Source organism: Alteromonas oceanisediminis, from assembly GCF_018474025.1.
Classification (GTDB): domain Bacteria; phylum Pseudomonadota; class Gammaproteobacteria; order Enterobacterales; family Alteromonadaceae; genus Alteromonas_E; species Alteromonas_E oceanisediminis.
The window spans coordinates 22,735-37,670 of the sequence record NZ_JAHCTA010000012.1 but is presented as its reverse complement, the minus strand read 5'-3'; the positions used below and the strand labels follow the sequence as shown (position 1 = coordinate 37,670).

Below are 14,936 nucleotides of genomic sequence, written 5' to 3'. Positions count from 1 at the left end.
GTATCGCGGCTTTTTTGTGAGCTGTATTGGCTCGTTAGCCTTTAGTCATTTACGCGAACTTTTCGCTTGTTGCGCTACTAAATATGCAACATATGCGGCCGTAAAACTATTTATCCAATTGATTTACTTAGTTATTTTAGACTGGCACAGTTGGTGCAATGCCACCACAGAAATGACGACGACACCAACAAGTATCGTTAATTACAACACTAAGGAAATCGACCATGACTTTACCTCATACTAAAAAAACTCTTGTATCCGCGCTCGTAATTGCATCATCAGTAACGCTTTTGTCAGGCTGTATTATTCATGTGGGTGGCCCTGCAAAAGGCGATTATGAATTCGATTTAGAGGATGATAGGTCAATGAGCAGTGTGTTAGGTGACGTATCTGTGTCGGAAGGCAAACAAGTCAACGATGTATCGTCGGTCAACGGCAGCGTAACATTGCACAACAGGGTAACGGCTCAGGAAGTGTCCACGGTCAATGGCAGCATATCGATTAAAAACGACGTGACCGTTGAGTCCGTTGAAATAGTCAACGGCGACATTCAAATAGGAGAGCGTTTTAAAGCCCACGATGACGTAGAGTCTGTTAACGGCGATATCAGCATTGATGCCGCTGGTGATGTGTCGGGGGATGTCGAAACCGTCAACGGTGATATTTCATTGAACAATACGCTTGTAGGAGAAGACGTTGAAACGGTTAATGGTGACATCCATCTATTTAATAACAGCGTTGTTATGGGCGATATTATTTATGAACGTTCAAACAATAAAGGTTGGAACCAGCAAAACAAACCCACACTTCGAATCGAAAAAGGAAGCGAAGTGAGTGGTGAAATCGTGCTGCACCGTGATGTCAATTTAGTCATAGACGATGCAACAACGGCGGCTAAAGTGGTCAGACGTTTCAGCGGAGAATAAATACCCGTTAACAACGTTATTTCGTTTGAAATTTATGATGACGCGCTTTGATCAATTTATGTTTTTTTACTGAACGACGCATGCGAGACAAGCGCGCATGATCAAGCTGAGAAAGTTTATCGACGACCTTCGATTCAGTCTCCGGTTGAAGTTTCACCATGCCTCTTAGTGCATTGATATCATCCAGCCCCAGTTCGATCCATGCTCCCTGAGGTAATCGCTTTTTCAGTTCCAGCGCACCATAACGAACACGGATAAGTCGGCTTACCTGCGCCCCTTGAGACTCCCACAAGCGGCGAACTTCACGATTTCTGCCTTCCGACAGGGTTACGTTGAACCACTGATTCAGACTTTCATCCTCACTGGAACGTGATTTTGCTTTGATGGAAGTAAATTTAGCCACGCCATCATCCAGCTTAACGCCTTTTTTGAGCGCTTTAATATGCGTCGGGCCAACCTCTCCGAACACGCGCACGGCGTATTCGCGCTCCACTTCATGTTTAGGGTGCATCAATCGATTTGCCAACTCACCATCGTTGGTGAACAGCAACAAACCGGATGTATTAATATCTAAGCGCCCGACGGCGATCCATCGGCCGGGTTTGATCTGGGGTAAGCGGTCAAAAACAGTGCTACGACCTTGTGGATCGCTGCGGCTGCATAATTCGCCCTCAGGTTTGTTGTACATCAGCACGCGGCAGGAGGTTTCTTTATCCACGCCCGTGATGATATGCCCATCCACGCGGATCTGCGCTGAAGCTTCGGCGCGGTCACCCAGTGTCGCCGTGGTGCCATCCACAGAGACCCGACCATCTGCTATCCATTTTTCCATCTCACGACGTGAACCTAAGCCGTAGGTTGCGAGGATTTTTTGTAGTTTTTCACTCATTAATGTAAATGCTCTTTACTGGGTTCATCGGGATCTCGATCCCCCATAGTAGTCGGTGGAGAAGCATCGTCTGCTGTCTGATTGTCGGACAGTAACGCGTCAAATGCAGCTTCAGTCGGTAATTCGTTTAACGATTTTAACCCAAAATAGTCTAAAAACCGATCGGTAGTCGCATAAAGCGCCGGCCGACCCGGAACTTCCTTGTGGCCAATGGCTTTCACCCACTCACGCTCCATCAGGGTTCGCATGATATTACTACTCACAGCAACGCCGCGAACATCTTCAATTTCACCGCGAGTGATGGGTTGACGGTAGGCAATTAACGCCAGTGTTTCCAATAAAGCACGCGATAAACGTGGCGCATTCTCTTGCCACAATGTTGATAACCACGGACTCAATGCATCATTGGATTGGAAACGATACCCTGAGGCCAGCTCGACCAACTGAATACCACGTGACGCATAATCTTCGGTGAGCTCGTTTAGCACCTTATTCAATTGCAGTGTCGATACATTGAAATCCGCCAAGCAGGTTTGTTGCAAGCGGGCTTTAGACAAAGGCTCATCAGCCACAAAAATAGCGGCCTCAACCAACTGTTTTAACTGCTTTTTAGAGATACTTGTCATAGCAAATCATTCGATTTCAGTTTGACGTGAACGTGTGAATACGCCTCAGCCTGAATACAGTCTACCAGCCCCTCTTTCGTCAGTTCGAGGAGCGCCAGAAATGTCACGACCACACCAGTCCTGCCTTCTTCAACCGTGTAAAGGTGCTGCATCGGCGTGTACTGCTGCAGCGATAAACGCTGTAAAATTGCGGCCATACGTTCACGTGTCGAGAGCGTCTCTTTGGCAATATGATGGTGTTCAAATGCTTTGGCGCGTTGCATGGCCGCCTGAAACGCTAAGGTTAACTCCTGGAGTGAGGTGTGCGGCAACAGGCGGATCGGCTCAATACTGTCCGCCGGTATGGCGCTTGCCGTGAAATGGTCACGTTCAGCTCTAGGCAGTCTATCCAAATCATGAGCGGCCTTTTTAATGACTTCATATTCTTTCAAACGACGCATCAACTCAGCGCGAGGGTCGCCTTCGTCTTCTTCCTCGGCGGGACGTTTGGGCAGTAACAAACGCGATTTTATTTCGGCTAAAATCGCCGCCATCAGCAGGTACTCTGCGGCAAGCTCAAGTTTGAGTTCCTGCATTACATCCACATACTGCATGTACTGCTGAGTTATTTTCAATACTGGCATACTGACAATATCGAATTTTTGCTTACGAATGAGATACAGCAATAAGTCCAGTGGCCCCTCAAATGAATCAAGAATCACCTCCAGTGCATCTGGCGGAATATACAAGTCTTCGGGCTTCTCGATCAGTGCCTCTCCATGAACAAATGCCAGCGGCAGAGGCTGTTGAACAGGCTCTTGGCCGATTGGATCGCGCGTATCGTCGGCCATCACCTACTCAAAGGGGCTGGGATCACCGCTGCCAAGGCGGATAATGGTGTTTTCGCCTTCCGACATGTCGATAACGGTCGTCGGCTGCTCGCCTAGGTAACCCCCATGAATAATCAGACCAACCTGTTTCTCCAGCTTTTCGCGGATCGCATCCGGATCTGATTCAGCAATGTCTTCGCCCGGAAGCAACAGAGTCGTCGACATCAATGGTTCACCCAACGCTTCCAGCAATTGCAGGGCAATCGTATTGTTCGGTACGCGAATACCAATGGTTTTTCGCTTCGGATTTTGCAAACGCTTAGGAACTTCCTTGGTCGCCTTTAATACGAAGGTGTACGGTCCGGGGGTGTTGTTTTTGATTTGTCGGAACGCCGTGTTGTCAACACGCGCATAGTTTGAGATTTCCGACATGTCGCGACACATCAAGGTAAAATTATGGTCTTTACCAATATCACGAATACGGCAGAGTTGTTCCAGCGCCGATTTGTCGTCCATTTGGCAGCCAATGGCATAACCTGAATCGGTCGGATAGACCACCACTTGCCCGTCTCGGATAAGTTCGACCGCTTGGCGCAATAGCCGTACCTGCGGGTTATCTGGGTGTATGTAAAAAAACTGACTCATAATATCGCGAAACCGCGCTGCCTCTTGTTATAGATTCCAATCATGCCATATTGGCGTGATGTCGTCAGGTAAAGTTGAACGCCTGCCTAGCTCTGTCCATCGGCTGGGGAAGTGAAAGTCAGAGCCTGAAGAGCCCATCAATTCAGCCGACCGCGCCATCTCAATGAGCAGTGCCTGTTTTTCTTTGGTTAAATTGGGATAGCTGAGCTCAATGCCATGCCCACCGGCGAGTGCAAATTCGCTGACCAAACGACGTAGCCACTTTGTGGCCATGTCATAATGGCTGGGATGCGCCAGCACCGCTTGACCACCGGCCTCTTTAATCCATGTTATGGCCTCTTGAATTGATATCCACTGCGCTGCCACATAAGCCCGCTTACCTTTACCTAGATACTGCTTAAACGCCTGCACATTGTCTTTCACGATACCCGCGCTCACCAAAGCCTTGGCAAAATGCGAGCGCGTTACCTGACCGCCCTGTGCACTGTCGATAGCCTGTTCTGCAGCCTCGTCGAAACCGCACAGACCCAACTTGCGCGCAATGTTCGCTGCGCGAGCACGTCGCGTTTCGTGTTGACATGCCAAGCGGGACTGAAACGCGCTGTCAGTCGGATCAATGTTCAGCCCAATAATATGAATATCAAACGCGTGCCAACGGGTTGACAGTTCAATACCCGCAATCAGGTTTAACGGCCGCTTCTGGCGCTGTTGGTAACGCAGTGCAGGTGCTATCCCAGCGACAGTGTCGTGATCAGTAATCGCCAAAACGTCTACCTGCATCGTATGTGCACGCTGAACAATTTCCTCTGGCGTGAGATGCCCATCGGAGTGACGCGTGTGGCTATGCAGGTCAATTTTTAACGGGCTAGATGAATTTACGGTTGACACAAGACTCAAATTGTTTTCTTCTATATGCACAGTATACGCGGCGAATAGCCTCGTTACCATTAATGCCCAAGCGCATCACAGGAATATTTTTACAATGGCTCACACAACTGCATCAAACTGGTGGTGGCACTCGCTGAAATGAATCGGGCGATGTGCGCGTGTGCGCAGCAAATAGACGAAAGCCCGTGATTACGGGCTTTTTTTTTACCTGATGGACGGAGTAATTAGGACATGAGTTTAACTCAACTTGGCACAACGACCGGGCGCGTTGAATCCATTTGCCAAACCGCAGGCTACATTCGCGACCCGCTTATTGCGTATGCGGAGTTGTGTAAAGACAGCCCCTACGCACTGCTGCTCGAATCAGCTGAAATTGACAGTAAAGACAATCTTAAGAGCCTGTTGTTGGTAGATGCGGCGCTACGTATTGAATGTCAGCACCAAGACGTCACCTGCTCCCCTGTGACCAGTAACGGCACTAACATCATTGACATCATTAAAGCCAACTGCCCCGCCCAAATAACCTGTGTCTCTCACGACAGTGGTGCTATCACGCTCTCGTGCCCGCCCAGCGATCCGAACAGTGACGAAGATACTCGCCTAAAAAGCCCGTCAGTATTTGACGCTTTACGCGCTGTCATTAACGGTATAAAAGCCATTCGTGATGTTCCTCATGCGGTGTTCTTGGGCGGTGTTTTTGCCTACGATTTACTCGCTACGTTTGAAGACTTACCTACAGTCGACGATAGCGAAAATACCTGCCCCGATTACGTGTTTTACGTCGCCGAGACCCTGTTAAGAATTGATCATCAGGCACAAACAACCGATATTGTCGGGAGTGTATTTTCCGGGCCAAACGTAGCTGATAACTATCTACGTATTAATCAACGGGTAGAAGCGATTCAAACAGCGATCAGCCAATTACCCAGCGCATTAGCGCCAGCACCACAGGCGGCTAGCGATAAGCGTGTGCGCGTCGATAAGTCTGATGGTGATTACGTAAAAGATGTAGAGTTTCTGAAAGAACACATTTTGGCCGGTGATATTTTTCAGGTGGTTCCCTCTCGCACATTTTCCATCGCTTGCCCTTCTGCCGAACATGCTTATGCGACGCTGCGCCAACAAAACCCCAGCCCTTATATGTTTTTTCTGAAAGATGCAGATTTTACTATGTTCGGCGCATCGCCTGAATCCGCGCTTAAGTATTCTGCCATCAGTAACATCGTTGAAATCTATCCTATTGCGGGCACGCGGCCTCGTGGTAAACGTCCGGACGGTAGCTTAAACCACGATCTCGACAGTCGGATTGAATTGAATTTGCGCGAAGACAGTAAAGAAACATCGGAACATATTATGTTGGTTGACTTAGCCCGCAATGATGTAGCCCGTGTGAGTAAGGCCGGTACTCGTTATGTTAAGGATTTGCTCAAAGTTGACCGGTATTCGCACGTCATGCATTTGGTTTCTCGAGTGGTCGGTGAACTGCGCGATGATTTAGACGCCTTACATGCCTATCAGGCGTGCATGAACATGGGCACACTTGTTGGTGCGCCCAAGGTCAGTGCCGCATCATTGATTCGAGAAACAGAAAAGCAACGGCGCGGAAGTTATGGCGGTGCCGTGGGTTACCTAAATGGTCAGGGCGACATGGATTCCTGCATCGTCATTCGTAGTGCCTTTGTGCGCAACGGAGTGGCCTATATTCAGGCTGGTGCCGGTGTCGTACATGACTCCATTCCGCAAGCCGAAGCCGATGAAACCCGCGGTAAAGCGCAGGCTGTGATCACAGCGATCTTGAGTAGCCAGCAGACTCACGCTGGAGCACTATCATGAAAACCTGCGTATTTTTACTCGACAACATCGATTCATTTTCTTACAACCTCGTGGATGAACTGCGTACCCTTGCCTTTGACGTGCAGATTTTTCGTAATACCGTGGATGCCGACTACATCGTTGCACAAATGGAGCATCAATCCGCGGTCTCACCGGTAGTATTAGTCCTCTCACCTGGCCCGGGCAATCCCGCCAGCGCCGGCTGTATGCCCGCCTTATTAGCGAAAGTGAAAGGCCGCTTCCCCGTGGTGGGTATTTGTCTGGGCCATCAAGCCATTGTTGAACACTATGGTGGCGTTATTGAACGCGCAGGCGAAGTTGTTCACGGTAAATCATCCGCTATCGAGCACTGCGGCGATCGGATGTTTGCTCATGTGTCTCAGCCGTTACCTGTCGCTCGCTATCACTCGCTAATTGGCAACAATATGCCGGTGGAGCTTGAAGTTACCGCTACAGTCAACAACATGGCAATGGCGGTCTATCATGCCGCTGACAAAATGATCGGATTTCAGTTTCATCCCGAATCCATCCTTACCGCACAGGGTAGCCAACTGTTGCTGCAAGCTGTGCAGTTTCTTATCGCACCCAAAGACACTAATCAGGACTGAAGCATGGCGTTAGATATTTCACAGATTACCGCTGCCCTAGAGCAGATTTATCAAGGTCAGACACTTGATCAAAACACCAGCTTTTTGCTGTTTAGCGCAGTGATGCAGGGCGAGCTTGATGACGCTCAACTTGCCGCTTTGCTTGTAGGGTTAAAAATAAAAGGCGAACGTCCCAGCGAAATCGCCGGTGCAGCGCATGCCATGCGTCAAAATGCCGCTGAGTTTAGCCGACCTGATTACGCCTTTGCAGATATCGTCGGTACCGGCGGCGACGGTCATAACACCATCAATATTTCCAGCGCTGCAGCGATCGTTGCTGCAAGCTGTGGAGTAAAAGTGGCTAAACACGGCAATCGCAGCGTTTCCAGTCAATCAGGTTCTGCGGACCTGTTCAACGCCTTTGGTTATGCGCTCATGTCGTCGCCAGCGGCTGCAAGGAATAGCTTAGACCAAACTAACTTTTGCTTTCTATTCGCGCCGGTTTACCATGCCGGTGTGAAGTACGCGATGCCGGTGAGAACCTCACTGAAAACGCGCACACTGTTTAATATTTTAGGGCCGCTGGCAAATCCGGCAGCCCCAACTCACAGTGTATTCGGGGTGTATAGCCCCTCTTTGCTGCAAACCTACGCCGACGCGGCAGCAAGCTTGAACAGCGAAAAAGCATTAATTGTTCATGGCAGTGGTTTAGATGAAATTGCCATCCATGACGTAACACACGGCATCGAAATTAGCGAGGAAGGTCAACGAGCCGTTGAGCTGAGTCCGGAATTATTCGGTTTACCCCGATATGCGCTGTCAGAAATTGCCGGCGGCGATCCCGAACAGAACCGACAGCTAATTGCCGACGTACTAGCGGGTCAGGGCAAAGCGGCGCACACCGCAGCGATTGCGATTAATGCGGCGGCACTCATCCAGTTAACCGGCGTCGCAACAACGTACAAAGACGCTGCTGAATTAGCCATGAATGCGATTCAACAGGGAAAACCGCTCAACACGATAGAAGCAGCGGCAAAACTCAGTCAGGAGACCGTATAGATGGCCAATGTGCTAGAAAAAATTGTTAAGGACAAGCGCAAAGAGGTTGAGCAGCGCAAACAAGCTCGGCCGCTCGCAGATTTTGTAGACCGTATCAAACCCACGGAAAAGTCATTTTTCGCAGCGTTGTCTGCTGAGTCGACGGGATTCATTTTTGAATGTAAAAAAGCGTCACCCAGCAAAGGCTTAATTCGAGCACACTTTGATTTAGAAGAAATCATCACTGCCTATGCGCCCCACGCAGCCTGTATTTCGGTGCTCACAGATGAAAAGTATTTTCAGGGCACTTACGAATATCTCGACTTTGTCACGCAGCGCGTAACACAACCAGTCATCAACAAAGATTTTTTCATTGATGAGTATCAGGTTCATCTGGCGCGCGTTCACGGAGCTGACGCGATCTTACTCATGTTGTCGGTGCTCAACGATGACGAATATCGAACGCTAGCCACACTCGCTCGCCAGTATTCCATGGACGTTTTAACCGAAGTGAGCAATGAACAAGAGATGCACCGCGCTATTGCATTGCAAGCCAATATTATCGGGATTAATAATCGCAATCTGCGTGATTTAAGTACCGATTTAGCGACCACAGAACGACTCGTCCCCTTGCTTAAAGACGTTGATTTTGAGCATGTGGTTATTTCGGAAAGTGGCATCTATACGCATCAGGATGTCGCTCGGTTATCGCCATTTTGCGATGGTTTTTTGGTCGGCAGTGCACTCATGGCGCAAGACGATCTGGCTCGCGCTGTTACCGACTTACTTTATCCCGCAGTCAAAGTGTGCGGGATCACCACAGTAGAGCAAGCACAATGGGTGGCGGATAGCCCTGCGCACTATGCCGGGCTTATTTTTGCTGCAAAATCACCACGAGCCGTTTCGTTAGCGGATGCGCAAGTGATCGCTCATGCGGTTGCACAGCCCTACGTAGGGGTTTTTGTCGATGAAGATATTGATACCGTTGCCAGCTATGCAGATACCCTTAGCTTGTCTGTGGTACAGCTCCACGGAAGCGAGTCAACAGAGTACATGGCTGCTTTGCGCGAGCGCCTTGCTGACTGCTGTGAGATTTGGAAAGCGCTGGGTATTTCTGAGTCATTGCCAGCAGCGCTGACAGACCCCAACAATACCTTGCGAGCTACCTGTAATCGCGTGCTGCTGGATTGCCAAGTCGGCAGCCAGAGTGGCGGCACAGGTAAGCAGTTTGATTGGTCGCTGCTATCGCAGATCGAATCCTTGCCGTCTGTGGTTTTGGCCGGCGGAATTTCACCACAAAACGCACGCCAGGCGGCAGCCACGGGCGTGGGCCTAATCGATGTGAATTCAGGCGTTGAAGCGTTACCAGGCCACAAAGATAAGCAAAAATTAGACGCACTGTTTTCAGCGTTACGCGCTTATTAAATTGGAGTAAAAGATATGCACAAACTTGAGACAAAATTTGGTGAATACGGTGGCATGTACGTGCCAGAGCTATTGATCCCCGCGCTTGACCAGCTTGAACAGGCATTTATTGATGCCAAAGAGGATGCGTCATTCCAAGAAGAGTTCTTTGACCTGTTGAAAAACTACGCGGGTCGACCCACAGCAATGACATTGAGCCGAAACTTAGTCTCAAACCCGAAGGTGAAATTGTACCTAAAACGTGAAGATCTTCTGCACGGAGGTGCTCATAAAACCAATCAGGTGTTGGGCCAAGCGCTGTTAACCAAACGCATGGGTAAAAAAGAAGTCATTGCGGAAACCGGCGCGGGTCAACACGGCGTGGCCACTGCGCTAGCCTGCGCGTTGCTGGGGCTCAAGGCGCGCATCTATATGGGTGCAAAAGATGTAGAACGCCAAGCACCGAACGTGTTTCGCATGCGACTGATGGGCGCTGAAGTCATCCCCGTGAATGCAGGATCAGGTACGCTCAAAGATGCCGTTAATGAAGCAATGCGTGATTGGTCAGCAAACTACGACACCGCGCATTATCTGCTTGGCACGGCCGCTGGCCCTCACCCGTTTCCCACTATCGTCAGGGAATATCACCGCATGATCGGTGAAGAGACGCGCCGCCAAATCATGGAAAAAGAAGGCCGTTTACCGGACGCCGTGGTTGCCTGTGTTGGCGGTGGTTCAAATGCAATTGGCATGTTTGCCGACTTTATTGACGAACCATCGGTGCGATTGGTCGGTGTTGAACCGGCCGGTAAAGGTATACACACCAAAGAACACGGAGCGACAATTTGCACGGGCTCGAAAGGTATTCTACACGGCGCATACAGCTATATCATGCAAGACAAAGACGGTCAGATTGAGGAATCGTACTCACTCTCAGCAGGCTTGGACTACCCCGCTGTAGGCCCACAACACGCTTATTTGTCTGACATTGGCCGCGCCGAATACGTTGCCGTGACTGATGATGAGGCGTTGAATGCGTTTAAACTATTGGCACGTAAAGAAGGTATTATTCCTGCGTTGGAATCCTCTCATGCACTCGCCCATGCGCTCAACATGGCAGACGAGGCTGAAGATGACACCATTATTGTGCTTAACCTCTCAGGGCGTGGCGACAAAGATTTAGCCCACGTGATCAACATTTTAGGAGACGATGAATAATGGATCGCTACAGAAACCTGTTCAACCGTTTAGAAGCCAAAAATGAAGGCGCGTTTGTGCCATTTGTGATGCTGGGTGATCCGGATAAATCCGTCAGCGAATCGATTATCAATCAATTGATCGACAGTGGTGCCGATGCGCTAGAGCTTGGTATTCCCTATTCTGATCCCATTGCAGATGGCCCCACTATCCAGCGCGCCAGCATACGAGCACTGAAAAGTCGGATAACGCCAACGGATTGCTTTGACATCATACGCAATATTCGTGCGCAACACCCGGATGTGCCGATAGGTTTGCTGCTTTACAGCAATCTTGTACTCAAGCGAGGGATTGACACATTTTATGATGATGCGGCGCAGGCTGGTGTCGATTCGATACTTATTGCCGATGTCCCCCTGCGCGAGGCGCAACGGTTTATCGATACAGCCCAGCAGCACAGTATTCAGCAAATTCTCATTGCGCCTCCCAATGCCAGTGATGAAACATTGAAAACCATCGGTGAAAAGTCCTCAGGGTATACGTACTTGCTCGGACGGGCTGGCGTGACAGGCGCAGAAACCGCTGCCGCTGTGCCAGCGAAAGCGCTAATCGATAAACTCACACAATATGACGTTGCGCCCCCCTTGTTAGGTTTTGGTATTTCCACGCCTCAACAGGTAAACGACGCGATTAATGCCGGGGCGGCCGGGGCGATTTCAGGCTCAGCCACGGTCAATATCATCGCTGAACATGTAGATGATGAACCGAAAATGCTTGCCGCGCTGGATAAATTTGTGCGCGACATGAAAGCCGCAACGGCTAAAGCGCCACGCACAGGAATATAATGTATGTTTTATTCAATTGTTGCTCAGGATGCGCCGAACACGCTGTCTCAACGCCTTCAAACCCGCCCCGCGCATTTGGCGCGCTTACGCGCACTGGCTGAAGAAGGCCGCTTACTGGTCGCAGGCCCTAATCCAGCCGTTGATAATGAAGATCCCGGCCCAGACGGATTTAGTGGTAGCATTGTGATTGCTCAGTTTGACGACTTCAACGCAGCGAAAACTTGGGCAGATGCCGACCCATACCTTGCCGCAGGAGTGTATGAATCGGTGGTTGTGAAGCCGTTTAAAAAAGTGCTGCCGTAGTGTTAGTCAACAAAAGGGAGGGATAGATTGACAGAACAGCTACCCATAAACGACAACCTAAGCATTGCACTAAGTGAGATAGACCTCAGCGCAATGCGCGCTCAGGGGTCAGGCGGTCAAAACGTCAATAAAGTGTCTTCCGCCATCCATTTACGTTTTGACATCAGCGCCTCCTCTTTGCCAGACAGGCTAAAAGAACAGTTGCTTAATCGAAATGATTCCAGAGTCACCACGGAAGGCGTTCTGGTGATTAAAGCCCAGCAGCACCGCACGCAGGAAGCGAACAAACGCGACGCGCTTGAAAGACTTGTCACTATTATCAACGAAGCGGCGTACATTCCACCCACACGAAAACCAACGCGCCCTACGCGCGCCTCACAGCGGCGTCGTATTGAAGCCAAGAAACGCACTGGCCTTAACAAGTCGTTACGCGGCAAAGTGGATTTAGACTAGCAACAATTCAGGCTCTGTTCATTCACACAGCGTATGCTTTACTGCAAGTTTCCATTACACTATTGCGTATAAAGGTTATCTCTTGGGTGAGTTGACAGGGTCTGTATGAGAAAAATCGGGTGTATCTTGCTGTGTGTATTGACGTTCGTGATTGATGTTCAACCAGCCATTGCTCAGCAAAAAGACACGCAAGAACAGCAGCAACGCGACGCTCAGCAAGAAGCACAACGTGCCGCACAAATTCGTGAATTACAACGAGCTCGCACCAATACACAACGCGATATCAGTAAGAGTCAGGCTGCTGCACGCGCGCGTGAACAAATGAACGGCCGTGTGCTGAAAGTTGAACGGCGTCGGGATGATTATCGCGTCAAAATGTTGCAGAAGTCAGGGCGCGTCATATCGGTTGATGTGGATAAGAATTCAGGGCAGGTTAAACAGCCTATCGATAAGAAGGATGAGCAATGAGGCTATTGGTTGTAGAAGACGATAGTCGATTGCTGATGCAGCTCGATACCTTACTGAGAAATCATGGATACAGTGTTGACCTGGCAGACGACGGTAAGAAAGCCTTATTTCAACTCAGCGAGCATCCTTATGACCTCGCCATCATTGACATCGGCTTGCCCGTTGTGGATGGCTTTGATGTGATCAGGCGCGCACGTAAAAATTCAGTAGAATGCCCTATTCTCATCTTAACGGCGCGTGAGCGCTGGCAAGAAAAAGTCGAAGGTTTGGATGCCGGAGCCGACGACTACCTGACCAAACCCTTTCACAACGAAGAATTACTGGCGCGGATCAAAGCCTTGATCCGCCGCGCCTCCGGGCAGGCAAACCCCGTGATTGAGCTTGGTCCCATTGCGCTGGATACGCGCAGTGAAGAACTCAGCGTGCACGGCAAAGCACTCGATCTGACCGCTTATGAATACAAGGTCATGGAGTACTTGATGCTAAACCCTGACAAAGTAGTGTCTAAAACAGAATTAACAGAGCATATTTACGATCAGGATTTCGATTTAGACAGCAACGTGATTGAAGTATTTGTAGGCCGATTACGCAAAAAAATTGACCCGGAAAACACGTTAAAGCCCATCGAAACCCTGCGCGGTCGCGGCTATCGCCTCAATAAAAATCTCAAAGGCGACTAGCCGAATGAGCAATATTTCGCTGCGTGCGCGCAGCTTAATTTTTGCAATCATCTCGTTGTTAGTATTCGTGCCTGCCATGATGTTCACGCTGGAACGCGCCTTTGTCTCCAGTCTTGAACAGGCAAAATACAATGAATTAAAGCTCATGAGTCTGGCCATGATCACCGCCTTTGAGTTAGACCAAGACAGCGCCTTCATGCCGCAACAGTTGTTCGAAGAACAATTAAACTTACCGGGTTCGGGCTATATGGGCTTTGTTTTGTGGCAAGGTGAAGTTGTGTGGCGCTCATTGTCAGCGTTGGACTACAACGACCCGCAAAACATCATTGCGCCCGAGGTTGGCAGCGAACAGTTCGATACGTTTCCGCTGGAAACCATCGCAGACGTTAACCGAACAGAGGATCCCTTTCGCTACTTGTACAGTGCTGAATACGAAAATGACGGTCAATTTGAGCCTGTCACCTTCGTGATATTCAATGAACAGTTTGAGTTTCAGCAAGAAAAGCAGATGTTTATGACAACGCTTTGGCGCTGGTTACTGCTTCTTAGTGCGGTGCTGTTGGTGCTTATCTATTTTATCTCCCACCGTTTACTGGCACCCGTCACAGAAATCGTTAGCAACATTGAAGCTGCGGGCAAAGGCGAAATTGAGCGGCTCACAGCGCAATACCCGCCTGAGCTGGAGCCACTGAAACTCAGTATCAATCAATTACTCAGCGCCGAGGCCCAGCAGCGAATGCGCTATAAAAATAGTCTTGGCGACTTAGCGCACAGTTTGAAAACGCCACTGGCTGTGCTGTCTGGTGATAGCGCGATGCCGCCCTCTGCCACCGAGCCACTGCAACAAATTAACCAGATTATCCAGCGCCAACTCAAACGAGCGGTAGGCACATCTGAGGCTCGAGTGATGCCGGTTCTGTTGCGCCCGGTGCTGAAAAAACTGGTGGGGGCTATGCAAAAAGTGCACGCCAGCCGCCAACTCGATATAGAGATTAGCGGTGACCCGGCCGTGAGCATAAAAGCGGATGAAACCGACCTACTTGAGATACTCGGTAACTTGCTCGACAACGCCTGCAAATCGGCACGGCGGCTGATAGAAATAAGCGCTCACCAGCAGCAACACAGTGTTGTCATTCACATTGATGATGATGGCAACGGCATTGATGTGGCGCACGCGTCAGACATTCTAAGCCGTGGTAAACGACTCGATACCTATGCAGAAGGCCAAGGCATAGGTTTGTCTGTTGTCATGGATTTAGTCGAATCTTACGACGGCCAGTTACGTATCAGTAAAAGTCCAGCCAATGGAGCACGCTTCAGCGTGCGGCTCCCCAGCGCGTAAATG

The 14,936-nt window shown here is 49.8% G+C and carries 17 protein-coding genes; 12 read left to right on the top strand and 5 right to left on the bottom strand.

Annotated elements, in window-relative coordinates; genetic code table 11:
* Positions 1-224 precede the first annotated feature (224 nt).
* Positions 225-926 carry a hypothetical protein gene (locus KIU71_RS16810; protein ID WP_214132514.1) on the top strand — a complete coding sequence of 234 codons (702 nt, stop codon included), beginning with the start codon at positions 225-227 and terminating at the stop codon, positions 924-926.
* A gap of 16 nt (positions 927-942) precedes the next feature.
* Here KIU71_RS16810 and rluB read toward each other — a convergent pair whose 3' ends face one another.
* The 5 genes from rluB to KIU71_RS16785 are packed head-to-tail and all read right to left on the bottom strand — an operon-like array spanning position 943 to position 4,792.
* The gene (rluB, locus tag KIU71_RS16805; protein ID WP_214132513.1) at positions 943-1,815 is read right to left on the bottom strand and encodes a 23S rRNA pseudouridine(2605) synthase RluB; all 873 of its coding nucleotides are present in this window, start codon (positions 1,813-1,815) and stop codon (positions 943-945) included.
* On the bottom strand, positions 1,815-2,441 hold the full coding sequence (scpB, locus tag KIU71_RS16800; protein ID WP_214132512.1) for an SMC-Scp complex subunit ScpB: 627 nt from the start codon (positions 2,439-2,441) through the stop codon (positions 1,815-1,817). The genes rluB and scpB overlap by 1 nt, the downstream gene beginning before the upstream one ends.
* Positions 2,438-3,271 (bottom strand): segregation and condensation protein A, encoded by an 834-nt coding sequence (locus KIU71_RS16795; RefSeq protein ID WP_214132506.1) that lies wholly within the window; start codon positions 3,269-3,271, stop codon positions 2,438-2,440. The genes scpB and KIU71_RS16795 overlap by 4 nt, the downstream gene beginning before the upstream one ends.
* A gap of 3 nt (positions 3,272-3,274) precedes the next feature.
* Positions 3,275-3,895 (bottom strand): L-threonylcarbamoyladenylate synthase, encoded by a 621-nt coding sequence (locus KIU71_RS16790; RefSeq protein WP_214132505.1) that lies wholly within the window; start codon positions 3,893-3,895, stop codon positions 3,275-3,277.
* Positions 3,896-3,922: 27 nt separating this feature from the next.
* Positions 3,923-4,792 (bottom strand): PHP domain-containing protein, encoded by an 870-nt coding sequence (locus KIU71_RS16785; protein WP_250207606.1) that lies wholly within the window; start codon positions 4,790-4,792, stop codon positions 3,923-3,925.
* A gap of 222 nt (positions 4,793-5,014) precedes the next feature.
* Here KIU71_RS16785 and KIU71_RS16780 point away from each other — a divergent pair, with 222 nt between their 5' ends.
* From KIU71_RS16780 to KIU71_RS16730, 11 genes are all read left to right on the top strand, one after another.
* Positions 5,015-6,616: an anthranilate synthase component 1 gene (locus KIU71_RS16780; protein ID WP_214132501.1), complete on the top strand. Its 1,602-nt coding sequence runs from the start codon at positions 5,015-5,017 to the stop codon at positions 6,614-6,616.
* Positions 6,613-7,224, top strand: a complete 612-nt coding sequence (locus KIU71_RS16775) for an aminodeoxychorismate/anthranilate synthase component II (RefSeq protein WP_214132500.1) — start codon at positions 6,613-6,615, stop codon at positions 7,222-7,224. The genes KIU71_RS16780 and KIU71_RS16775 overlap by 4 nt, the downstream gene beginning before the upstream one ends.
* Before the next feature lie 3 nt (positions 7,225-7,227).
* Positions 7,228-8,262, top strand: a complete 1,035-nt coding sequence (gene trpD, locus KIU71_RS16770; protein WP_214132498.1) for an anthranilate phosphoribosyltransferase — start codon at positions 7,228-7,230, stop codon at positions 8,260-8,262.
* The gene (gene trpCF, locus KIU71_RS16765; RefSeq protein ID WP_214132497.1) at positions 8,263-9,666 is read left to right on the top strand and encodes a bifunctional indole-3-glycerol-phosphate synthase TrpC/phosphoribosylanthranilate isomerase TrpF; all 1,404 of its coding nucleotides are present in this window, start codon (positions 8,263-8,265) and stop codon (positions 9,664-9,666) included.
* A 15-nt stretch (positions 9,667-9,681) separates the two neighbouring features.
* Positions 9,682-10,863, top strand: coding sequence for a tryptophan synthase subunit beta (gene trpB / locus KIU71_RS16760; RefSeq protein WP_214132496.1), 1,182 nt, complete (start codon positions 9,682-9,684; stop codon positions 10,861-10,863).
* Positions 10,863-11,687 (top strand): tryptophan synthase subunit alpha, encoded by an 825-nt coding sequence (gene trpA, locus KIU71_RS16755; protein ID WP_214132495.1) that lies wholly within the window; start codon positions 10,863-10,865, stop codon positions 11,685-11,687. Before trpB ends, trpA begins: the two co-directional genes overlap by 1 nt.
* A 3-nt stretch (positions 11,688-11,690) precedes the next feature.
* On the top strand, positions 11,691-11,990 hold the full coding sequence (locus KIU71_RS16750) for a YciI family protein (RefSeq protein WP_214132493.1): 300 nt from the start codon (positions 11,691-11,693) through the stop codon (positions 11,988-11,990).
* Between the two features lie 27 nt (positions 11,991-12,017).
* Entirely contained in the window at positions 12,018-12,443 is a 426-nt protein-coding gene (arfB, locus tag KIU71_RS16745; protein WP_214132492.1) for an alternative ribosome rescue aminoacyl-tRNA hydrolase ArfB, read from the top strand.
* Between the two features lie 105 nt (positions 12,444-12,548).
* Entirely contained in the window at positions 12,549-12,911 is a 363-nt protein-coding gene (locus tag KIU71_RS17900; protein WP_250207605.1) for a PepSY domain-containing protein, read from the top strand.
* Positions 12,908-13,591: a response regulator transcription factor gene (locus KIU71_RS16735; protein ID WP_214132491.1), complete on the top strand. Its 684-nt coding sequence runs from the start codon at positions 12,908-12,910 to the stop codon at positions 13,589-13,591. The genes KIU71_RS17900 and KIU71_RS16735 overlap by 4 nt, the downstream gene beginning before the upstream one ends.
* 4 nt (positions 13,592-13,595) lie before the next feature.
* Entirely contained in the window at positions 13,596-14,933 is a 1,338-nt protein-coding gene (locus KIU71_RS16730; RefSeq protein ID WP_214132488.1) for an ATP-binding protein, read from the top strand.
* The last annotated feature ends 3 nt before the right edge of the window (positions 14,934-14,936 follow it).